The organism is Bacillus sp. 1A, assembly GCF_052682215.1.
On sequence record NZ_JBQYLZ010000001.1, the window covers coordinates 3,900,471 to 3,923,583 of the forward strand.

Genomic DNA, 23,113 nt, shown 5'->3' on the forward strand with positions numbered 1-23,113 from the left:
AAAAGAGCGATCTCTATTATAAGGAATTCGCTCTTTTTCTGTATTTAACCTTATTTCACTATATTTGCTTTACCGCTATCTAAAACTCTATTTGTTTGTACAGAGGTAATATTAATAACCGTATTCATACTTTTATCAGTTAGTTCAATAAGTTCGTTTTGGTGATTGATTTTCTGTAAATCCCACACCATTCCATTGAACTCGTTATGTTGTCCACTTACTCTTAATATATTTTTCGTTTTACTTGATGGCTGTAATTGTAGATTTGTAAATTGATTACCGCTAATTTCATTTGGTGTAGTTACATTACTATCCATATAAATCATATTTACACAATCTTCAAGTGAGAAGTTTATAAAACGGTTGGCATTTATCCAAGCATAACCAGATTGCGGTTTCTTTGCTACTAATTTCAGCCCAGTTTCCATTCCTACAACTTTTATATTTTCAAAGTTAATAAATGAAATTTCATTTTCTTTCCCACCAGAATACAAAGAAATTCCAGTACCTTTATTTGTTTCTGTCCAATTAATAATATTTATATCTTTTATTTGTGTTTTGTGCCAAGTGTTATAATACTTATTTTTGCCGTCTAAATATATAACTTCAGAATTAAATGTAGGATCGTTTACAGCTATATAGGCTCCTTCGATAGAAGCATTTTTTTCTAATTCTAGAACTCTGAAATTACCTTCAACTACAAACTGTGTTCCATAACCGAATAATAACTTTACACCTTGTTTCACTATAATTGGTGACGTGATTTTATACTTCTTATCCTCAAGCAATACTGTTTTAATTGTACTTGATTCTGCTTTATTAATAGCAGATTGTATTTTGTTTGAATCATTTTTACCTTTAAAGTCTTCTACATACACTTTATCATTTTTAACTACGCTATCTTTTTTGTTGTATTGATAAAAAGCAAAAGTAATTAAAACTACAGCTATGAGTAAAATAATTATTTTCTTCATTACACTCATCCTCATTTAAATTTTCTCCTTAGCTACTTTTCGAATCATTTGAGTAATAATTATTTTGCTGTGTATTATAGATTACAATTCCTTCTTTTTATAATTGAACTATATTATCTATAGAACTATCCTGCTTAATCAATTCCGCATTCCTATAATCTATTAATTTATGATTAGATAAAACAAAATTGTGCTCTAATATTAATTCAGTGTGGAGTAAATCCGGTAAAAATTTAGGTATCATCTCTCCTACGCCGTAATTATAGTCACTTAGAATCCAAGAAATCTCTTTCCAATCTAAAATTCCTTCTGATACTTTTTTTGGAGTGTGATATGTAAATTCATTATGTAGCTCTACTAAATAAACATACATACCACCAGAGTAAGATGAGTCCTCCCACTTAATAATGCCTTTAAACTGAATTTGTTCATGCGTAACTTCTATATTAGTCTCGTCTTTTATTTCACGAATCGCATTTTCTAAAGGTGTTTCTCCCTTTTCTATCTTTCCACCTACCCCGTTCCATAATCCTTTTACAGGGTCATATTCTCTATTTAACATAAGTATCTCTTCATTTCTCTTTATAAAACATAAAGTGTGCTTGTACATAATGTGATTCCTTCCCTTGTTATTAATAAGCTCTTACTGGAGATATAAGATGTACTGCTGCAGATTGTGTTCCTGCTTCAATTAATATCGGTCTCATAGAACCGCTGAAGCTTAACGTAACCGTTTCTTCTTTTATCGCCCTTAAAGCATCTATCATAAATCGTCCATCGAAAGATATATTTAATTGTTTTTCACCTTGAATCGCATCTATCTGTTGTGTCTCGGATATTTTTCCAATCTGAGAAGCGTTAGAAGAAATTTTAATTGTGGATTCGTTTATGATTTCTAAGTTGACATTGTTATTTGCCCATTCACTTGCTAATAAGCTTGATCGATCTACACCTTGTAAAATCTTTTTTCTATCTATGTTAATGACTGTTTGAAAGTCATTTGGAATTAAACTAGATATACTAGGATATTTTCCTTCAATTAGTCTTGAATATAATGTAGTTGTACCGAATGTAAAAATAATGTGACTTTCTGAAAGATAGATATATACGAATTCTGAATTACTACTCATTAACTTTAGAAGTTCACTAATAGTTGCACTTGGTACGATACAACTTGCTTTCACATCTGTAGAAATTATCGTTTCGCGTATAGCAAGTCTATGTGAATCAGTTGCTACACAAATTAATTTATTATGATCTAACTCTATATGAACACCGGTAAGAACAGGTCTAGATTCATTTTTAGCTACTGCAAAGGCTGTTTGTTTAAACACTTCAATCAATTGTTCTGTTTCTACTTGTATGTTTGCATGATCGTCTATAAGTGGTACATTCGGAAACTCATATGCTGGAAGTCCATTTAAGTTTAATGTGATTTCTTCTGACTGTATCGTAATTATTTGCTCATTCGTACTTTTTAATGATACATCGCTTGGCATTTTCTTTATAATTTCAATAAAATATTTTGCAGGTACTACAATAGTTCCTACTTTTAATACAGTTGTAATTTGATCGTCTTCGTTTGAACTAGGGATAAATTTTTCGATGAAAATATTTGAATTACTTGCGATTAAAGTAATTCCAGATTGATCTGCAATTATTTTTATACCGGATAATATAGGGATTATAGCTTTCGTAGATATAGCTTTACTTACTTCTGAAAGTGCTTGAGTGAAATGTTTATGATTAACGATAAACTCCATTTTTTCCCCGCCTTACATGAAATGATAATTTTATGAAGATTGATGAGCGATTGTCCCGTTAAAAAAGTAAGGTACAGTTTCTTTACTTTGTACTATATTTAGTAAATGTTCTGGTATACGTAAATGCGGTGCTGCTCTATGTAATTCCATCCAAGTAATCTCTTCGATTTCTTTTGGCCTTGATATATTTGTCTCTCCGCCAATTATTTCACCTAAAAAATTAAAGAAAATTGCATGGTGACCTCTCTCTTCGAAAAAAGCTTCGCTAATGTAACAAATACCGTTTACAGTTATATGTAGCCCGGTTTCTTCTTTCACTTCCCGAATTACTGCCTCTTCTAACGTTTCTCCTAATTTAACTGCACCACCTGGTAGCGTGTAATACGAACCATTCATCCCTTTGTTTTTTACCATTAAGATCTTTTCATTTGTTTTATCGTATAAAAGTGCATATGTAACATTTACTTTTTTCATACGTACCTCCTCTGTTTTTACTAAAAGGAATTTTCTGTCTATTTATCATTCTATCATTAACTTGTTTTAATAGTAAGTTCCCGAAGTATTAGAATAAAAATTGATTAAATTAATACTAAATGAAAATGCCAGAATAACTCCTCAATTAGTAAAAACCCCGCTCCTATTTTGAGACGAGGTTAGACTTATATAACAAACGGATTCCAAATTAACGTTTCTTTAGATCGATTTTAAAAGTATACATATGAGACCCGTATTTTTTGTTAATAGCCAAAGATTTTTTACTTCCCAATTTCACAAAGTAGTTTTATCTCTTTGATTTGTTCTATATGACGCTGTTCATGCAAATAGATCAGTTCTATCCACTGATCAAGAAGTAATTCTCCAAGAGCTGGATGCATCACTGATTTTTTCGTTAATATAGATTCATCTTCTATTGTACTTAGGAAACGCATTAATTCTTTTCTCGATTCGTTTAACATATCGATTATTTTCTCCACTTCAAATGGTTCTAAACTTGGTTCAATCATTCCTGGAGCTACAAATTTTAGCGATCTATCTTGTAATATAGAGCGGATTTCTCGACGCTCTTTTAGGGTACTATCAATCTTTTTTAAGCCAGATGAAATAACCTTTATGACCACTTTATCCAATAAAACTAAGTGATGACATACTTGTGCTATACTCCATTTATTCTTGTCTGGCTTACTATTGAATTGAGCATCATCCAATATCATAATTTCCTCGAATAGATGTTTTCTCGTTTCATCAAACCTATCATTTACAAATGAATTCATAACATTTCCCCCCTTCATCTGAATGCATATATTTAGATGCCTATTTTAGGTATATTCGCTATAAATAATTAGTTTCCCGTAACTAATATTCCACTTCGATCTTTTTTTGCCTTAGAAGTGCCTCTAAATATGAATTCACTCAAGATTCTCCTTTAAATGCATAATCCAAAAGGATAAATTTGTATTCAAAATACTAATGTTAATTCAATATACACTTTATAAACGTTTTTCTAAATAGTAATGATTATGTCCTTTCGGATGATCTTCACTTACTCCAATCACTTTATATCCATGCTTTTTATAAAACGCAGGTGCCTGAAAGCTAAAAGTATCTAAATTGATTAGCCTACACTCTTGTTCAATTGCAAATTCTTCAATAAGCTTTATTAATTGGCTTCCGTAGCCTTCGTGTCTATACTCTTCAGAAATCCAAAGGAAATCGACATGTACGTGGTGCCAAAATGTAATTGCAGTTATTCCGCCTACAATTTCTTCCTTTTCATTTCTCACTATAAAACTAATTTTTTCTGAAGGCTTTTTCTCTTCATCCGAAATATGTTTTTGGTTATATTCAATTACTTTTTCTCTTATGTAATCACTATCTTCTTGGACCCATTGTTTTACTATTTTCATTTTAAGTAGCACACTCCTTTTAAAGTATCTATTCAATTTAATAATCGTAATATCCTGTCTAACTTAATAGTCGTAGAGCACTGTTTCATTTCACTAAAATAAAGAAAAGCCGTACTACATTTTATCTGTAGTACAGCTTTTTATGGCGTCTGATTCTTTTTAATCTAAGTTTCAACATATTAGTACAATAATTCAATTGTATTACTGCGGATAAGAATGAACACTCCTAAACCAATTAGAACGATTGGAACGATAATATGACAATTTCTCTCAAGTACTTTAGCTAAAATAGGAGCTCTTATCAATTTGTAGCTAATAAAACACCATATTGCTATCATGCAAAAAAAGATAATTAATGTAACAATATTTGTTTTAAGATTTTGACTAGCGAACATCGGTATATAAATTGAAATATTATCAGCACCATTAGCTAATGTAATCGAAGCTACTTTAAATAATGAACTAGAAGCGTTATCAATGACTTCAATACCTTTATAAGAATGAAGTGACAATAGTCCTTTCACTCCCATATAAATTGGCACGAATCCTAATAACCCAATCCAAGATATAGGAATGAAAAAAGAGCTTAAAGAACCAATGATGCTCAGAAAAATAATTAAACTAAATCCTAAATATTGTCCAATAACAATATAAAGTTCTTTCACCTTAGTTTTTTCTCGGACATTTCTACCTTCTTTCTTAATTACTTCTGTCCTTACTTGTGAAAATAAAACAAGAAGTATAAAAATGTCATCAATATTTGTTGAAGTGAATGCGATAAAAGAGGAAATTATGGTTGTAACCAATATAAGTCAACTACCTTTATAATAAAATAATGGTATATAAATGAATTACATGTCTAATAACAAAGGTGGTTAATGTAGTTTTATAACATGATTTCAGTACCTTTATAAAACAATATGAATATTTTACTAATCTGCTACTTAGTTCGTTGAGAAATAAATCACTTTATTACTTTTCAAATCATTTCATTTTGAATTAAGTAACTCTTTTCTTCCTACACATTTATTAAAAAGGGGAAATCAAATATTTTGTAATATAAAAAGAGCCCTTTATTAGGACTCTTTTCCAGAATTAAGCTACTTTCCGATATAAATGTTGTGTTTCTTTTTTATTTTCTGCTTTTGGTGGACGAATTAATATTGAAATAACGAAAGAGATAACAGATAGCACACCAATTATAATAAAGGTTGGTTGAAATCCACCAAGTAGTGCTCCGATGAATGCTCCTGCAAGCGCACCAAATCCGAAACCTTGGTAAACAATTCCGTAATTTGTACTATGATTTTTCAAGCCGAAGAAATCTCCGACAATGGCCGGGAATATTGTAATGTTACCACCAAAGCAAAAGGCAACACTTGCTACACAAGCGAAATAAATCCCGTAATTTAGTGGAATGAAACTTAAAGTAAAGACTGACAATCCAATAATAATAAACGTTGCAGAGACAATTTTCATTCGGCCAATTTTATCTGATAACGTTCCGAGAACGATTCTACCTACCGTATTAAAAATTGCAATCATTGCAACGGCGTTAGCAGCGGTTGCCGTGCTAAGTCCAACGAGCTGTACCCCAATATCTTTTACCATACCGATTAAATATAGACCGCCCATACACGATGTAAATAACATAAAAAACAAGAGATATACTTGTTTCGTTCGCATCATTTCACGAGGCGTATAGTCATTGTGTAATGATTCAGTTACAGTGTTACTTACGATTGCTTCACGTAAGAAGAACGATCCGGTTAAAACTAAAAGCAAGACGATGATACCCCAATATAAAAATGCTTGTGATACACCAAGACTATCAATAAGACTTCCGTTTATATATCTAAAGATTAAGCTACCCATTCCATATGCAGAAACAGATATGCCAGAAATAAGTCCTTTCCGATTTGGAAACCATTTAATTAAATTAGATAGTGATGTAATATAAGCAGTTCCATCTGCATAACCAACAACGACACCAGCTAATAAATATAGTAATGGTAAGGAAGAAACTTGTGAGCTAAGTATTAACCCAAGTCCCAGAACAATCCCTGCAGTAGCGATGAGTTTACGAAGTCCTAATTTTTGCTGCAACTTTCCTGCAAATAAGGTTGAGAATGATAATGAAAAACTTGTTATGGAGAAAGTTATCGCTACGGAATTGAGGTTCCATCCAAACTTACTAACAAGGGGTTGATTAAATAAACTCCATGTATAAATTGTTCCAAGGCCAATTTGAACAATAATTGTACCTAGAACAATTAGTAACGGATTTATAGAGGTTTGTTTCATACTAACTGTCCCCTTCTTTTATCTTGACATGAATTTTCACAGTTAGTATATCCATCATAAATTGCAAGATACTGTACGGAAAATGGTAATTAAGTTCATATACACAAAAAGACACTTCATAATGAAGTGCCTTTTGCAGGTTATATCAGATATTTCTAAAGAAAGCTTTGTTAAGATAAGACATTTTCAAATGCTTATGTATATATGTTACCAAATGATTTCTGATATGTGATGGGACTTAAGACGTATTTTTCATTCATCATATAGTCGGATGAACGAAAAATTAATATTCAATTTCATCAAAATCTTTCGGCTGCGGTACCGTTTGCATATTAGCCGCATCTTTTGGATCGCTATAAATCGCATTTTGTTCTGTATTTACATCTTTAAGGTTTTGCTTTTTATTTTTATTCATTTTATCTTTCACTTTCTCTCACTCCTTTTCATTATAGGAGTAATTATGCCCCATTACCGTTACGAAATGTATCAGCGACTAAATTGCTAAATTCACGTAAATAATATAAATAATTATCTCCGCCGTAGTTATATCTTTTATTATACATTTTCGCAACAACTACATTATATTCAGGTATTACTAATATAGTTGGTCCTGTAATTCCTAATATTTGATACGATCCTTTTGGTACGCGTTCACCTAGTTCACTTAATTGCGCAGGTTCATTTTGAACGAACCAAAACAAGCCATTTTGTGGTAGCTCTTTATTTACATATGTTGGACTCTGCAAACTCGTAGCGATTTTTATAACTTCTTTTGGAACAATTTGCTTACCGTTTATCACACCTTGATTTAAATGAAGATTGCCCCAATAAGCAAATTCTCTAGCTGAGACAAACAGATTTTTTTCAGTACCATCATCTACTGTACCAATTTCACTAATCGCGTCTTCACTTGGATTATTAACAACTTTAACTAAATTCTCATCTTGCTGAATTCTCCAACCTGTTTCTTGAAAATTAGCAGGTGTAAACACACGCTCTTTTAATAATTCAGGAAAACTTTTACTATAGAGCTGATAAATAAGACGTGTTATCATTCTTACATTTATATCTCTATACGCCCATGCCTGCCCAGGTTCAAATTCACGAAAAATTGTTCCGTCATTCGTTTCTCCTAAACCGTGTGAATGAGTTACTAAATGTCTTATCGTTGTTTTATCAAGTAATACAGAATCAAAGTCTTTAAAATACCTTATCGCTTCATCATCAATAGAGTTTATTTTCCCCTCGTAAATCGCAAATGCTACCATTAAACCTAAATAACTTTTTCTCGCAGAAGCAACGTTGAATTGTGAAGATGCTGTTACTGTTTTACTTGTAGATGTATTTGAATGATAGCCATTATAATGCTCTAGTACAATTTTATTATCCTTTATAATGCACAGTGCTGTTGCAGAACTATGATTATTTTCTTTTATATTTTCTACCCAAGAAATTAACTTATCGTATGTATACAAATAAATCCCCCTTAATACGCATAAAAATTACAGCTTGAAAGAAAAGTGCAAAATAGTATTCACACCTTTCTTTCAAGCAAAATAGCTTTGATGTTTTATACTTAAATGATCCACCAGTTCCAGCAATTAAAGCAACCGAAACATCCAGCACAGCCTACACATCCGCCGCAACGACCTGCACAACCACCGCATCTACCGCCACATCCGCCACAGCGTCCACCACAACCTCCGCATCCACCACAACGACGTGCATCGTCTTGAATGTAGTAGTATGGATATTGACTTTGCTGTTGATCCCAATAAACAACATTACCAGTTTGATAATCATTAAGGTTTAATGATTGTAGTTCTTGTTGAAACTGATTCATTATGAAACCCTCCATTTATAAATATAAATTCCGTCCAAATATGAAAAGTAATATATTTTTGCAAACAAAGTAGAAATAAGGCTATAGACTAAATGCGTACATCAACAAAATATGAACTTACACTAGGTGATGTACCTTGTTTTTTAGCCTATTTTCTTACTTTCCTTTTGGCAAACGGATTTACTATTGACAGAGGCATTTAAAAATTGCTAATCCAACAGTTTAGTAGTTCATCACTTAATTTTCTTTCTAGTAACTCTTTAACTGAAGGCGCTGGCATGATTTTATACGTATGTAAAGCTTCTTGATTATAATCTATCCAGTGAAACGCTAAATGAGATTCTTTAGATTTTGGTCTTAAATCGATATGTAACTCTTGCGAATCTACTTCAAAAATGTGATTGATTTCATAATGAAGAACTTCTCGGTCTTCCCATTGGTTTTCTATGACTCCTAAAAATTGTTTTATACTACAGTTTACTCCGAGTTCTTCTCGTAGTTCTCTTATTAATGCATTCTCAGCTGATTCGCCAACTTCAACATGACCACCTGGTAAAAAATAATGATGGCCAATATATTCAGCCACTAACAATTTATTATCCTTTAACATAACAGCTCGTACAATATGATGGAATTTATTTTTCAATTGTTAATCCTCCCAGTCATTCACTTTACATTTGATTAAAATAGTCATTTAATAAAGGGATAATATAAATCATAGGTGTTCATACGGGTGAATTTCGTTAATAACTTTAAGTGCATCCTTTACAAGGTCCCGTTTACACTTTATTTCAATTTTACATTCTTGCCCTTCGCATATTTGACCTATTTCCCCATTAAAAGGTGATGCATCGTCTAATGGTCTCCAGTATCCTTTCACGGAACTATAGGAAAGACAATGATCATATTTCCCCGTTTTACAAGCTCCAATTCTATTTAGTTCATTCCGTAATATTTCAATGTATTCTTCGGGAATAAACACTTCGATTTTCACTTCTGAAAATTGCATCTTTCATTTCACACCTTTACTTCATAATGGTTAAACGAATAAACGATATACTTGCTCACCATCATAATCATGTCCCAATGGTTGAAAACCGTAACGTTCATATAGTTTCTTTGCAGAGATATTATCTTTATGTACTGTTAATCTAATTTCTTTACACGCCTTACATGTATTTTTTATTAAGGAAATACTTTCTTGTAATGCCGCTTTTCCAAAACCATTACCTTGCTGCTTTTGATCAATAATAAATCCATTTATCCAATACATATCAGTTGTTTCTTTTACAACAGCATGCATAATAAAACCAACCATTAGATTGCCGTCGTATATCGCAAATGGTATGTACTCTACATTGTCACCATCTGGTTTTATATACACTTTAGCTAGTGAAACTGCTACAGCTGGCACAAATTTCGTCTGATTTTCTTTAACTTGTAACTTTAAAGCATCTTCCCAATTATCTCTCGTAACAACTTTTAACTGGACATTCAATATTTTAGGCTCCTTTATAAATGGGTTGTATTTTTATATTCAACAGAGTGACATATTTCCCCTTTTCCGACAACAACCTACAACACGATCTTATTAAAGTTTTCTTTATTTAATTGTAAAGCTGTATTGCTTCACGAAATATTAAAAAGGAACTAGCATAGTGCTAATTCCTTTTACTAAAAAGAAACCCCTGTTATTTAGAGGCCACTGAAAAAGTGGTTACTTTGAAAAAATAACACGCATTTTATCAATATGTTGAATTTTAAAAGGATCCCATCACCTGTATATAGTAGGTGGTGGGATCCTTTTTCTTATAAAGTGGAGTTTTTCAGTGCCCTCGTTATTTATCATATCCTTTTTGAGTTTCATCATTTATTAGATTTTGTGTTTTTTTATCATCAGGTACAGGCTTCCACCAATTTCCCGTAATAAATAGCATAGTTAATAAATTATAACTATCACTAAAGTAGCTTTCTTTCTTATTCTTCATCCAATCCCATCCACTATTTACCCACTTTTGATTATCGCTTTTCGTTGTACTTGCAGCAATAAACGGTGACACAAATACAGCAGTTGGATAACTACCTATATTTGATCCATTTAATTGATAACCATCCACAATTTTAGAAGGATTTCCATTCGTCTTATTTTGAATCCATGAAGAGACTTTGTCAGAGATAACTTTACTTCTTTTCTCTCCATACATCGCATAGTCCATTACAATCCTTAATGGTACCCGACTAGCATTGTAATAATATGCATTTGTATACTGTGACTCATTTAAGAAATCTTTAGGTGCTGGTTGTGGTGGATTTTTCACAACAAAATCTGAAATGAGCCCCGTATTTGGAGAGTATTTATTGCTAAATTGTGTATAAACATCGTACAAGTTATTAATAACAGTAAGCCAAGTTTTATCACCGGTAAATTCATAAAATGCTCTAAGGTGTGACATCATCCAATCTGATGGCCTTGTATTAAGTGAACTTTTAGAATCCCAATCTCCTAAATTTAGTCGGTTATTATTTGTAACATTACTAGCTTTAATACCTTTTGTAATCATGTCTTGTGCTTCTTTCAAATAATTAACCGATCCATTTGACCCCCACTGCTTATGAGCAAGAAGAAGGGAATACGCAATATCTAAATCTCCATCAGTGGCAGAATCAAAATGTCCCTGTGCTTTTTTACTATCTGCTACAACCCACCCCATTAAATTAGGATTTTGAGAGCTTTTAAAAGTCCTTGCTGTTTTAAATAAACCATCATAGATTTTTTGGGCATTCGAATCATAACCAGCCATTAATACAGTAATTACCATCCCATATCCTTGACCTTCTGAAGTTCCAAGTGGCTTAAACCCATCAGCATCACCGGTAATTTCTCCTTTTACATAATAACCACCAGGTAAAGAAGATAAATCATTTTTTAAATATTTCTTTTTCCAATTATCGTAGTAATTTATCACAGAAGCATTTAAGCTTTCCTGTGTAACATGATTAGGTTTTATAACACCTACATAATTAACTTGCTGGGGAAATGGTTTCATTTCTTTTGCGGTCGCTACTTGTTGATTAATTACGGGGATAGAATTTTGTACTGAATTGTCCGTTACATTTGCTGCAAAACTAGAATTAGAAAAACTAGCTAGTCCGATTCCTATAATAGAAATACATGTGAAAATTTTTCTTTTTCCATTCATTATGTTGTCATCTCCTTTTAAAATGCTTACTACATAAAATATAACATACAATATTTAACTGAAATACAAAATATTATATTTATCAACATAAGAAAGAAATTATATAAAAAAGTATCATAAAATTATTATTGAATTACATTATACGGATTGATTATTTGCTAAATTCCTATGTTTTTCTTTTCTTAATACTGGTATATGAGCAATCACAATTCCAAGTATAGTAATCCCTCCGCCAATTATCGAAACAAAAGTCGGCACTTCACCTAACCATATCCAAGCAATAAAACATGCAGTTACTGGCGTCAAATATAGAGAACTTGTTGCCTCAGCAGCACCAGAATGAGATATGATATATGCCAATGCGATATATGGGAGTACTGTTGGAAATAAACCTAAATATATAACACTCATATTCACTTCAAGAGGAGCTGCTAGTATTTCTGTATACACTCCCGGCGAGAAAATAAGCATACATACAGTGCTAGATAAAATTGTATATATAGTAAATGGCAAGAAGCCATACTTTTTCAAGTAAGAAGTTTGGAAAACAAAAAATAAGCTTTCTGAAATCGCTGCTAATAAAATAAATAATCCTCCACTATTCAATTGAATAGCATCTCCTTGGCTAAATGATATGAAAGCAATTCCTATAAAACTAATTACACCACCGATCCAACCATTTAATTTCATTTTTTCATTCAAAAAAACAGATGCAAAAATAGCCGTTACTATAGGTGTGACTGAAACAATTAAACTTGCAGATCCAGCATTTACTGTTTTTTCACCGTAGTTTAATGCAATGTGATAAAAAGTAAATCCTAAAGCACCAAATATAAAAATTGCTGGGATATCCTTTAAATCCGGCAGTCGTAACTTGTATATAAAAGAAAACAACAGAAGAATAAATGAAGCGATTAATAAACGTAGTAAAGTAAGGTGCTCAGGTGTATAAGATTCGAGCCCCATACGAATTGCTGGAAAGGCAGTCCCCCATATTAAAATCGTAAAAGCATGAGCACAAATAATCCGAAAGTCCCATTTTTTATAATTCATGTTTTTTTCTCCCCCTTCAAACCAACCACTTTATAATTACCAATTATTTCTTTTCATCATATTTAATAGTTGTTACAATGTCTTCAACCAGTTATTTATCGTAAAAACCAACCACTTGGTATTTATAAAGTGAACGAGGGAGTTTTTTTATGACAACTAATAAAAAACTGCCTAAGTATCGGCAGATAGTAGACTATATGAAAGAAAAAATTGAAAACGGAGAATGGCCTATTGGAAGTAAGATTCCTAGTCAACGGCAGTTAGCCAAATTATTTCATGTAAATCGAAGTACTGTAATAACTGCGCTAGATGAACTTATGGCAGATGGATTGATTCAAGGGAAAATTGGAGCAGGAACAATTGTAACAAATAATACATGGTCATTATTAGCGACGAATCCCCCGCCTGATTGGAGTGACTATGTAAAAGCTGGTATTCACAAACCTAGCAAGTTAATGGTAAGAGAAATCAATGAAGCAGAAGCAAATAAAAAACTTATCCATCTTAGTAAAGGTGAACTTGCGCCTCAACTTTTCCCGCTAGAAACTATGCAGTCCATTATGAAAAGCGTAAGTGACGAAATAGATTATTTTGGATACGAAGAACAAAAAGGTTTTTTGCCGTTACGTGAAGCAATTAGTAAATACGTAAAATCATTCGGAATACATACTTCAGCCAGTTCTATATTAATCGTCTCTGGTGCATTACAAGCACTCCAATTAATATCAATTGGTCTTTTGCATAGAGAATCAACCGTTTTACTTGAACAACCTTCTTACTTATATTCACTTCATGTATTTCAATCAGCAAATATAAATCTATCTGGTATATGTATGGATCATCACGGTATTTTACCTAACGAATTATTAAAACGCATTAAATACAGTCAAAAGAAAAACATTTTATATTCTATCCCTAGTTTTCAAAACCCAACAGGGGCATTAATGTCTCAAGAACGAAGAAAAGAAATAATAAAAATATGTGAAAAGGAACAGTTACCTATAATTGAAGATGATATTTACCGAGAGTTATGGATTGATGAACCACCTCCAGCTCCTTTAAAGTCGATAGATAAACACGGACATGTATTATATGTTGGTAGTCTTTCTAAAACACTTAGCCCAGGACTTAGAATTGGATGGATCATTGGACCCGAACCAGTCATTGATAGATTGTCAGATATAAAAATGCAAACAGACTATGGATCGAGCTCTTTATCTCAAAGAGTTGCTGCTGAATGGATAAATAAGGGTTTTTATGAAGAACATGTTGCAAACGTAAGAATTCAATTAAAAGAACGAAGACAATTCATGATACGAGCTTTAAATAAGTACTGCGCAGATGTTGCATCGTGGGATATTCCTAGTGGTGGATTATTTATATGGCTAAAGATTGTACCTAGCATTCCGATGAAGAAATTATTTTCAGAGGCGCTATCAAAAGGAATTCTTTTAAACCCAGGACGTATATATGAAGAAGAATCAGATCGGTACATTCGTTTATCATATGGATATGCTTCTCCAGAGCAAATGACTAGCGGAATTAAATTGTTGAGTGAATTAATCCGTAAACTGATGGCATAACAAAAACTCCTCTATAAATAAAAGAGGAGTTTTTGTATATCATATTTACCACAATCTCATTTCCTGTCCCAATAAAATAAGTTCGTCATAAGGATCTCCGTCAATATTTAATACTTGAGCAAAAGCAGGTTCTGTTTTTAAACCGTTCTCTTTTAAGCGAAGAATTTCTTCCCTTATATGGGGATGCTGTATTAATAGCATGTGCTCTACTATCATATGTCTATATGCATTTTGGTTACGTACTGGCTTAGGCTGAGCAAATAATTCAAATTTAAAACCTTCAAATTCAAAATTTACCTTTATCGATTCTGTAGTTTTAATTTTTTTCTTTTTTATTTTGAATCCTTTATAAGAACCGTATAAAGATCTCATTTCCTGTTCAAAAACATCAAAGTTATGTACTTCCATTACTATATCTAAGTCAGATTGAAGAGTATCAATTCTAATAGGAATTGTCCCGCAAAGAACCGGACTATACAAAATTAAATCCTCCATAATGTTAAGTTTATTCAAAACATCATACACTTTTTGTTGCTTCTCATTCCCTGATTGTAAATATGTAATAGATGTAAACATGGAAGTCTCTCCTTCATTTCACGTAATACGTGTCTCACTAAATTCAAGAAAAATTTGTCCGTTTAAACTTGTTCTAGAAGTACCTTTACTTCAATATATTAAGGCGAATAAACAATATGTTTCAACTTTCCTCCTATACTGCAATACTATAAAAATAAAGAAGGAGGAATTATTATGAGCATTTTTCACATTCTTTTAACCATCCACATATTATTTGGAACAATATGCTTAATCACCGGTATTGTAGCGATGGTTGCTCAAAAGAAGAAAGGAAAACATACGGAATGGGGTGAAATATATCATGCATCCTATGTTGTTATTACCGTTACTGCAATTATATTATCCATTATAAACTGGGATAAAATCGCATATTTATTTTATGTAGCAATTTTCTCTTATTCATTTGCGATATATGGATACCTCGCACGAAAAAAACGTTGGAAAAATTGGCTCCATCACCATATTAGAGGTATGTTAGGTTCTTATATTGGTGCCGTTACCGCACTTTTAGTAAACGTCGGTATTCATATTCCCATAATTAATTTATTACCGCCTATATGGTTTTGGTTTTTACCTACATTAATCGGTATTCCTCTCGTAGCCAGTGTATCAAAAAAATATAAAAAGCGTAGTTAAAATTCATTACAATTTCGTTACTTTCTAATGGTAATTACAAAAAATCATACTCAATGTAATATTTTATTAACAAATTCAAATTCATATTGCTTTAAGTTCGTCACTTAGAGCTAAATAAAAAGAATCCAATAAAAATATTGGATTCTTTTTCGGATTTCATTTCAATATCGGCTCTATGTATTCAATGATGTTACCATTTGGACCACAAACTATCTTTGTTTACTTGTGGGTACTTGTTGTATTGATTCAGTGATAATTACACCATTATAATTCAAGATTGTAATAACGAATGTAAACGATCCGGGTAATTCGTAAACATCCCGTCAACTCCCCATAAAATTAACTTTTTCATATCTGTTTCATTATCTACAGTAAATGGATGAACTTCTAATCCGTGTTTCTTTATTCTCTTTACATAAGCTGAATCAATATATTTATAGTTCATCCCAATACCGATACAGTATGTTTTATACTTTTTTATCTCTAATTCAGTTAATTGAACTGCCTTTTTGTAAGGTAGCAATTGTACTAGAGGTATATGAACATCTAAACTATGAATTTTTTGCAGACTCGCTTCACTAAATGATTGAATAATAACTTTATCATTTATTCCGTAGTGCTTTATAATTTCTATTAACTTTTCTTCCATACTAGGATATTCATCTGGTGATTTTGTTTCAATATAATATTTTGCGTTATGCCCAAACGTTTCAATAATTTCTTCTAGTGTTGGAACGTTCGCATTTTCAAATTCTTTCTTTGCTCCAGGTGGATGCTTTTCATTAAACAAAGATTCTGCATTTAATTGCTTTATTTCTTCTAATGTATGTTCCTTAACTAGACCAGTACCGTTTGTAGTGCGGTTTACTGTTTCATCATGCATAGCTACTAAATGTCCATCTTTTGTCATTTGAAGATCAATTTCTATATAATCTCCTTTTAATTGTTGTCCTAGTTTATAAGCTTGTATTGTATGTTCCGGCGCATACGCAGAAGCTCCTCTATGTGCAATGTTTTTTATATGATTTGATTGATTAATAGCTTTTGTGTACTTAAGTTCATTTACTTTATGAAAAGCAAAAGTGACTATTACTATAAAGGTGAAAATGATTGTAACGATATATATTTTTTTCATAATGATGTATTAACTCCTACATGAAAGCAATTTAGATTGAATAATTTATTCAATTAAACGTCTATTTTCAAATACAGTCATTTGTCCTACAGATTGAAAACCAGCCTTTTTATAAATATTAATGCCATCAGGTGAAGCTTGTAATACGCATTGAGCAACTTTTAATTCTTTTGCTTCTTGCAGCAAGTAATTAAACATAGTGGAGCCAAATCCTCGCCCTCTCATTTCTTCTTTAGTTGCTATATCATAAATACCAATACTATCTTTTGTACATACTAATGAACCAACCGATACGACTTCTTCTTTATAAAATCCTAAGTACAGTTTCATTTGTTTACTATTCCATAAATCGAAAGAAGCAGTTTCATTATAGAATGCTTGTACATGTGTACCTTCCTCAGATGTACCAAAAAGATTAGCTAACGTTTCTCCAAACTTTTTGATGTGTCCTGACGAAGATGCTTTTTGTATCGTAAAACCTTCTGGCATGTTTATTGTTGGATGAATTGTTTTTAAGTCTGCTATCATCGCGATATTTTGTTCTGCTTCTTTTAAGCCAAGTTTTATTAATTCGCTTTTTATAGTCTGCTCATGCCTATCATCCCAAAACCAAACACTCATTGGAAATTTCTTTTGATTATAGTTGTTTACCACTTTATATAGTTTCTCAATACCTTCCGTTAAATTATTGTTTAGTATAGTAATGATATTAAATGTATCTGCCGGTAAACCACAGTCGACAGCAATGTAATCCTTCATTTCTTTTACATTCATTCCATGTAACTGCCGTGCAATATATGAGGTTTTATATGTGAAGTTATCTATTAGTAACTGTTTATAATTCATTCATTTTGCTCCTTTCATAAAAATTCGTTTTCGAATTCTTCAGTATTAAATATAACACATAAGAAATGTATCTATTTCTATAAAAATATCTCTATACATTACTCTTTTTGCCCTAAAAGAATTAAAAATGATATAACGTTGTCGGAATGAAAAAAGTGGTATATAATAAATAGTAACATTACTAGTAATTATTTTAGGTATTCCTAGAATAAAGGAGCGATACATATGAAAATTACTATTTATTTCGGAAGTCATGAAGATCAAGATGTTCGTACTATGGACTGTCATTTAGATGTAGAAGATGCAGAAGAGATCGTTTCTGTATCATAATATAAATAGTTGGGATGAACCCTCTTCCCTACAGCGTTTAAGGCACCTTTTATAGGTGTCTTTTTTGTTATTTTTTCATCAAAAACCCTTTACTTTAGAGCGTTTTAATAGTAAAATATAAATATACGAACAAACGTTCTTTTTATTTTAATTGTACATGAAGGGATGATTTTTACAATGGCTCAAGCAAAGCGCAGAGGAAGAAAAAAGCAAACACCTATCATTTCAAATACAGGCTTTATCGGCTCTGTCTTTATTGATACATTGGAGTTACAAAAGAAATCCTATTATTTCGCTCGTAAAAAACTTCAAATTGTTCATCACGTACTTGATGGCCTCTCTGGGGCAACAAGTTCTCTATTTAAAGAACATAACATTTCAGCATACATGTCATGTGTGTATTTACATAAACAAAAGAAAATCGGCTTTGTTCTTTCAACGAAACCATTTGAACAAAGTGACGGTGTTGCTTACTTTATAAATTATTTAATCGAAAAGAATTTTTACGGTAATGACGAAGATGTAGAATATCAAGAAGTATTTAATACAGGTTTTATCGGTGTAGTATTCGCTGATTTATGTAGCATAGATCGCTTTAATTTCGAGTTTGAAATGGGTATGTTAACGAAATTAATGAAAGATATGATTATTCCGGTTAAAGAACTCTTTTTACGCCACAATGTACCGGCCTACATCTCCACTTCTCATTTAGAGGAACAAAACAAATTAGGTTTCGTTCTATCTGTAAAACCATATGATGAACGTGCAGAAGCAGATTTATATTTTGAGGCGTATTTAAAAGAACGCGGGTTATTTAATGGTGATGAAGAAGATGATATTGATAAGATTGTTATTAGAAAAACAGCTGAATTACGATAGAAAAGCGCAGGATGATGATCCTGCGCTTTTTATAATTTATGAAACTGATTTACCAAATAAACGGTATTAGTTTTTTTGTTTTCTGTTTATACACTGTAAAGTGTTCACCGTACTTATTCTGTAAGTAATCATCAGATTGCGGAATATAAGAATAGGCCTATAGGAATTAACAAACTATAAATTTCGTTTTATAGTATTTGCTTTTCTTAGCTTGAAAGAGGTAGCAGTATCCATTCTATAAATAATCTAAGAATCTACTAAGCACTATAATCTTTCGAATGAACCTCTAACATGAAACGATTTGATGAAACTTTAATTACTATTAAATATAAGAATCCCCCTACAATTGGAATGGTGTACGCTGGGATATAATTTAATAATAGACCGGATAGTGCCATTGCTATAGGGAGCATTATTTTACCTATACTTAATCCAATGCTGAGAACCCTTCCCCTGTATTCATCGGGAATCTCATTTTGCATGAAATAAATTAAAGGAATATCAATTAGCGCTATAATAAACCCTAAAAAGATCATAACAACACAATACGTAATAACGAATACTAAATCATTCACTTCAAAACTTTTGAATAAAACTGGAATTCCTAAAATAATCATAAAAACTGACAACATAGAACTTAGTTTTTTCAAAAGATAAGAGTAAGAAAAACGATCAGTTATCTTTTTTACTACAATTGCACCAATTATCATCCCTACTGGAAAAGTCCCTTGAATGATACCAAATTGCTTAGAACCAAGATTGAGTACTGTGTTAATAATGTATGGCAATGGAACATTTACAGCAAAGCCTAAGAAGAAATTAAACGAAATTAAAATATGAAACGTATTCTTTAAGCTTTCCTTTTCAAGTAAGTAAGAAAACCCCTCTTTTATATCTTTAATAAAATGAACTCCTCTTTTTGAATTTCCCTCATTTATGTTGTACTCGAACAGTCTAAAATGAATAAATAGTAATGCTATCCCTGAAAGAATAAAAGAAATACCATTTATAACTATAAAAGTCTTAATATTAAATATTGAAAAAACGATGCCCCCTAACATAGGGCCGAGAATTAAAGATACAGAATCGATAATTTTACTTATAGAATTAATACTCATAAGCCTCTCTTTAGAGACGATATTTGGTTTTGCAGATTCTAATCCTATTCCAAAAAAGGTTGTAAACACTGTCATAAGAAAGGTTGTAGTATAAATGATGAATAAGTTTAATCCATAATAGCTGCTTACTATATAAACAGCTATTAATAAGCATCCACTTAGTAAATCCATACAAACAACTAGTTTCTTTTTATCAACCTTATCAGCAATTACACCAGCAAAGGGATTCAAAACAATTATTGGAATCGTTCCTAATATGAGCGTAATCGCGAAATTTAACGCAGATCCAGTTATTTGTAAAACATATAATCCTAGCGCGAAACTATACATAGAGCTACCGAATATTGATACTGTTTTTGCAATTGAATATAAACAAATATTTCTTAGTTCTTGGTTTCTTTTTTTATTTTCTATATGTAATCGTAAACTTCCCATCACTTTTCCCCCTGCCTAATTTTGTGTTACGTACATTGTAAGTTCTTGGGTCAACCCAATAACAATATGTACTATTTGAAAAGTTTTCAGGGAAAATAAATAAAAGATGGGGTTAACCCCATCTTTTTCCGAAAAATGAATATGTATAAATTTCTTCTCCTTGAACAAAGAAATCCTCGTACTTTCCTCCTCGTTTCAAATAATTTGAAGTACTTTCATCGATGGATTGAAAGTGTAGATTTTGGATTTCTTTCGTTACTTTTGAAAGTGTAAAATTTTCTCGAAAGTTATTTGTAATTTGGCTATTTGAGCTGAAATTTTTAAATAAAATAAATAAACTTACTAAATAACAATCCGTTTTAAAAAGTGGATTTAATTCGCGAAGTAAAAAATCCTCATGCTCAAAACTATAATTGCTCGTACCAGAATGATCAATTACAATATCAACTGACTGATTCTGAATAGGGATATTCAAAAAATCAGCACAGATAAAGAGAATGTTTCTTTTCGGATTTCTTCTCGCTAATACATCTTTTAAAAATAAAAGTTTATTTAAATCTCGATCCACTGCAATGTATAGGCAATCTTCGGGCAGTTCTTCATAAATGTTTCTCAAAAAGAATCCAAGTCCCGATCCTAAATCCAGTATTAATTTGTTATTTAAATTTAAATGTATTAGTTTCTTTTTCGCCCATTCCCCTTCCCTATGCATATTTTCCAAATAGGCATTATCAGTTTCATGAATATAATCCGAAATAGTATCTTCAAGTGACGTTTGCTCATTTACTTTAAATGATTTACCCGCAGTTATAATTCCTGAAGTAATAATATATTCTTCACCACAATTACAAATTAGCTTCCCCTCAGTAATTTGATTGTTAGTAATAATTCCATCTTGAAGAATTAGTTTTTTGCTACAATTAGAACATGTAAGTAAATGAAGTACGCTTAAATCTATCCCAATAATTGAATTTGAAGTTTCATTTGTTAATAATAAATCTTGTAACACTTCCTTTAATTTATCCCGCCTCTTCCCCAAAAGCTCTATTTCCTGTTCTATCTTGTCATATTTCAATTTAAATAAAGATTGGTAAAAAGTATCATTTTCGTAATTCATAGATTTCGCTAAATTTTTATAAAAAAATAGTTCTTTAATTTCATTCAAGCTAAAACCTAGCTCTTTGTAATGTAATATAAGTTCTAAATCTGTTTGACAATACTCATCAAAAAAATAATGCGATCCCTTTCTTTCAGGAATAATGAGGCCGAGATCCATATAATGTCTAATTGTATCAATACTTATGTTATTTACTTCTCCAAACTTACCAATTTTCATAACATCCCTACCATTTGTATATATTTTTATATAGATTTCTATTTTTATCTTTAAAAATCCTTTTATCTCTCTATACAACAGAATTAAAGGTATGTATAGGATATTTCAATGCCACATATTTTGTAAGTGTATAATCTTTTATTTAATAAAATATACATGTAAACGGATATTATCACCTCTCCTTTATTTAACCAGTGGAGCAGAACTACTATTCTGATGACACTTTTATTTCTATTTCTGTATGTGATGAATTACACCAACTTGCTCGAGAAAGTTAAAGATTCTCATTTCCAAATACCTTACGAAGTTATTGCTAAAATGTTGATTTTGTAGAACGAATCGGTAGAAACTAAGCAGAAGATTTAATTGATTTATATGTTTGGGTGAGTTAAAAAATTGCTAACACCTCTTTCAAATGCATGGAATATACAGGGATTTATAACTTAATATAGAACATAAACAGGAGAAGTTTATCTTGTAAATAAGGGGACATACTTATGGAATTAGAATCAAATGTTAAAGCAATTGCTTTATTAGAAAAGTTAATTGGCACTGGTAACAACAGTAAGGGGTGGATTAGAAAATGAAAATTGCAATAGTCTGTTTTGATAACTTTACTGATATAGATGTTTTTCTACCATGGGATTTATTAAATCGTGTACGTTTAGTTGGCGGTATTTCTGATTGGAACGTTCAACTATTAGGAACGGGAAAAACTCATATATCCATGTCTGGCTTACGTATTCCCATGACAGGAAGCATATCTGATATTCCGTCTGCTGACGCTGTAATATTTGCAAGTGGTAAGGGTGTACAAAATTTATATAAAAATCAAGAGTATCTTAATAGCATTCATGTAGATCCTCAAAGACAATTAATAGGATCTATGTGTTCTGGTTCATTACTACTAGGAGCTAAAAAATTACTAACAGGTAAGAAAGCCACTACATATCCGTCCGTAGTAGAACAGCTTAAAGAATTTGATGTAGACGTTATTGAACAAAGTTTCGTAAACGAAGGAAATATCTCGACTGCTGCAGGCTGTTTTGCTGCTCAAGATCTCTCAGCCTGGATTATAAGAACCCTAATCAATGAAGAAATGGTCGATACTGTTCTAGAAACTGTTCAGCCAGTAGGCAAAGGTTTATATTTTTAATTTCAAATCAAGTTGAGGGATTGGTTGCTCCTCAAAACGATA

At 31.6% G+C, this 23,113-nt stretch carries 24 protein-coding genes and 1 pseudogene; 4 read left to right on the plus strand and 21 right to left on the minus strand.

The features are described 5' to 3' along the window. Positions 1-50 precede the first annotated feature (50 nt). From ACUN0F_RS19920 to ACUN0F_RS19995, 16 genes and pseudogenes are all read right to left on the minus strand, one after another. The gene (locus tag ACUN0F_RS19920) at positions 51-989 is read right to left on the minus strand and encodes a hypothetical protein (RefSeq protein WP_445540005.1); all 939 of its coding nucleotides are present in this window, start codon (positions 987-989) and stop codon (positions 51-53) included. An 82-nt stretch (positions 990-1,071) separates the two neighbouring features. Beyond that, positions 1,072-1,584, minus strand: a complete 513-nt coding sequence (locus ACUN0F_RS19925; RefSeq protein ID WP_445540006.1) for an NUDIX hydrolase — start codon at positions 1,582-1,584, stop codon at positions 1,072-1,074. A 22-nt stretch (positions 1,585-1,606) separates the two neighbouring features. Next, complete coding sequence (dnaN, locus tag ACUN0F_RS19930; RefSeq protein ID WP_327974080.1) at positions 1,607-2,737, minus strand: DNA polymerase III subunit beta; 1,131 nt, start codon at positions 2,735-2,737, stop codon at positions 1,607-1,609. Positions 2,738-2,767: 30 nt separating this feature from the next. Next, positions 2,768-3,211 (minus strand): NUDIX hydrolase, encoded by a 444-nt coding sequence (locus ACUN0F_RS19935; protein ID WP_046954038.1) that lies wholly within the window; start codon positions 3,209-3,211, stop codon positions 2,768-2,770. 281 nt (positions 3,212-3,492) lie between these two features. Continuing rightward, positions 3,493-4,008: a DinB family protein gene (locus ACUN0F_RS19940; protein WP_060486800.1), complete on the minus strand. Its 516-nt coding sequence runs from the start codon at positions 4,006-4,008 to the stop codon at positions 3,493-3,495. Between the two features lie 216 nt (positions 4,009-4,224). Next, the gene (locus ACUN0F_RS19945; protein WP_060486801.1) at positions 4,225-4,641 is read right to left on the minus strand and encodes a GNAT family N-acetyltransferase; all 417 of its coding nucleotides are present in this window, start codon (positions 4,639-4,641) and stop codon (positions 4,225-4,227) included. Positions 4,642-4,820: 179 nt separating this feature from the next. Beyond that, positions 4,821-5,447, minus strand: a complete 627-nt coding sequence (locus ACUN0F_RS19950; RefSeq protein ID WP_000258898.1) for a cadmium resistance transporter — start codon at positions 5,445-5,447, stop codon at positions 4,821-4,823. Between the two features lie 289 nt (positions 5,448-5,736). After that, positions 5,737-6,945, minus strand: coding sequence for an L-lactate MFS transporter (locus ACUN0F_RS19955; protein ID WP_000815161.1), 1,209 nt, complete (start codon positions 6,943-6,945; stop codon positions 5,737-5,739). A gap of 283 nt (positions 6,946-7,228) precedes the next feature. Continuing rightward, positions 7,229-7,372 carry a hypothetical protein gene (locus ACUN0F_RS19960; RefSeq protein WP_000653370.1) on the minus strand — a complete coding sequence of 48 codons (144 nt, stop codon included), beginning with the start codon at positions 7,370-7,372 and terminating at the stop codon, positions 7,229-7,231. Positions 7,373-7,403: 31 nt separating this feature from the next. Beyond that, on the minus strand, positions 7,404-8,420 hold the full coding sequence (locus ACUN0F_RS19965; protein ID WP_000288907.1) for a serine hydrolase domain-containing protein: 1,017 nt from the start codon (positions 8,418-8,420) through the stop codon (positions 7,404-7,406). Between the two features lie 101 nt (positions 8,421-8,521). Beyond that, positions 8,522-8,788, minus strand: coding sequence for a heterocycloanthracin/sonorensin family bacteriocin (locus tag ACUN0F_RS19970; protein ID WP_001071391.1), 267 nt, complete (start codon positions 8,786-8,788; stop codon positions 8,522-8,524). A 199-nt stretch (positions 8,789-8,987) separates the two neighbouring features. After that, on the minus strand, positions 8,988-9,434 hold the full coding sequence (locus tag ACUN0F_RS19975; RefSeq protein WP_000790761.1) for an NUDIX domain-containing protein: 447 nt from the start codon (positions 9,432-9,434) through the stop codon (positions 8,988-8,990). Between the two features lie 25 nt (positions 9,435-9,459). Next, positions 9,460-9,797: pseudogene (cutA, locus tag ACUN0F_RS19980) on the minus strand (divalent cation tolerance protein CutA). Positions 9,798-9,827: 30 nt separating this feature from the next. After that, positions 9,828-10,286 (minus strand): GNAT family N-acetyltransferase, encoded by a 459-nt coding sequence (locus ACUN0F_RS19985; protein ID WP_001102674.1) that lies wholly within the window; start codon positions 10,284-10,286, stop codon positions 9,828-9,830. Between the two features lie 340 nt (positions 10,287-10,626). Beyond that, positions 10,627-11,988, minus strand: a complete 1,362-nt coding sequence (locus tag ACUN0F_RS19990; protein WP_445540007.1) for a glycosyl hydrolase family 8 — start codon at positions 11,986-11,988, stop codon at positions 10,627-10,629. 138 nt (positions 11,989-12,126) lie between these two features. Beyond that, positions 12,127-13,041 carry a DMT family transporter gene (locus ACUN0F_RS19995; protein WP_046954031.1) on the minus strand — a complete coding sequence of 305 codons (915 nt, stop codon included), beginning with the start codon at positions 13,039-13,041 and terminating at the stop codon, positions 12,127-12,129. 149 nt (positions 13,042-13,190) lie between these two features. On the opposite strand from ACUN0F_RS19995, the gene norG reads away from it, so the two are divergent. After that, on the plus strand, positions 13,191-14,624 hold the full coding sequence (gene norG / locus ACUN0F_RS20000; RefSeq protein WP_046954030.1) for an efflux pump transcription regulator NorG: 1,434 nt from the start codon (positions 13,191-13,193) through the stop codon (positions 14,622-14,624). 45 nt (positions 14,625-14,669) lie between these two features. Here the strand turns inward: norG and ACUN0F_RS20005 are convergent, their stop codons facing one another. Continuing rightward, on the minus strand, positions 14,670-15,200 hold the full coding sequence (locus tag ACUN0F_RS20005) for a DUF4269 domain-containing protein (protein ID WP_060486812.1): 531 nt from the start codon (positions 15,198-15,200) through the stop codon (positions 14,670-14,672). A gap of 174 nt (positions 15,201-15,374) precedes the next feature. Here ACUN0F_RS20005 and ACUN0F_RS20010 point away from each other — a divergent pair, with 174 nt between their 5' ends. After that, a complete protein-coding gene (locus tag ACUN0F_RS20010; protein WP_046954028.1) occupies positions 15,375-15,836 on the plus strand; it encodes a DUF2306 domain-containing protein in 462 nt (153 codons plus the stop codon). Between the two features lie 271 nt (positions 15,837-16,107). Here ACUN0F_RS20010 and ACUN0F_RS20015 read toward each other — a convergent pair whose 3' ends face one another. Together ACUN0F_RS20015 and ACUN0F_RS20020 are read right to left on the minus strand one after the other, a co-directional pair. Then, entirely contained in the window at positions 16,108-16,971 is an 864-nt protein-coding gene (locus tag ACUN0F_RS20015) for a glycerophosphodiester phosphodiesterase (protein WP_445540008.1), read from the minus strand. 45 nt (positions 16,972-17,016) lie between these two features. Further along, positions 17,017-17,817 (minus strand): GNAT family N-acetyltransferase, encoded by an 801-nt coding sequence (locus ACUN0F_RS20020; protein WP_445540009.1) that lies wholly within the window; start codon positions 17,815-17,817, stop codon positions 17,017-17,019. 495 nt (positions 17,818-18,312) lie between these two features. Here ACUN0F_RS20020 and ACUN0F_RS20025 point away from each other — a divergent pair, with 495 nt between their 5' ends. After that, positions 18,313-19,026 (plus strand): hypothetical protein, encoded by a 714-nt coding sequence (locus ACUN0F_RS20025; RefSeq protein ID WP_095205749.1) that lies wholly within the window; start codon positions 18,313-18,315, stop codon positions 19,024-19,026. Between the two features lie 257 nt (positions 19,027-19,283). On the opposite strand, the gene ACUN0F_RS20030 is transcribed toward ACUN0F_RS20025, so the two are convergent. Then, entirely contained in the window at positions 19,284-20,579 is a 1,296-nt protein-coding gene (locus ACUN0F_RS20030) for an MFS transporter (protein WP_445540010.1), read from the minus strand. A 112-nt stretch (positions 20,580-20,691) separates the two neighbouring features. Continuing rightward, positions 20,692-21,915, minus strand: a complete 1,224-nt coding sequence (locus ACUN0F_RS20035) for a methyltransferase domain-containing protein (protein WP_046959558.1) — start codon at positions 21,913-21,915, stop codon at positions 20,692-20,694. Between the two features lie 583 nt (positions 21,916-22,498). Between ACUN0F_RS20035 and ACUN0F_RS20040 the strand changes: the two genes are divergently transcribed. Further along, a complete protein-coding gene (locus tag ACUN0F_RS20040; RefSeq protein WP_000684448.1) occupies positions 22,499-23,071 on the plus strand; it encodes a DJ-1/PfpI family protein in 573 nt (190 codons plus the stop codon). The last annotated feature ends 42 nt before the right edge of the window (positions 23,072-23,113 follow it).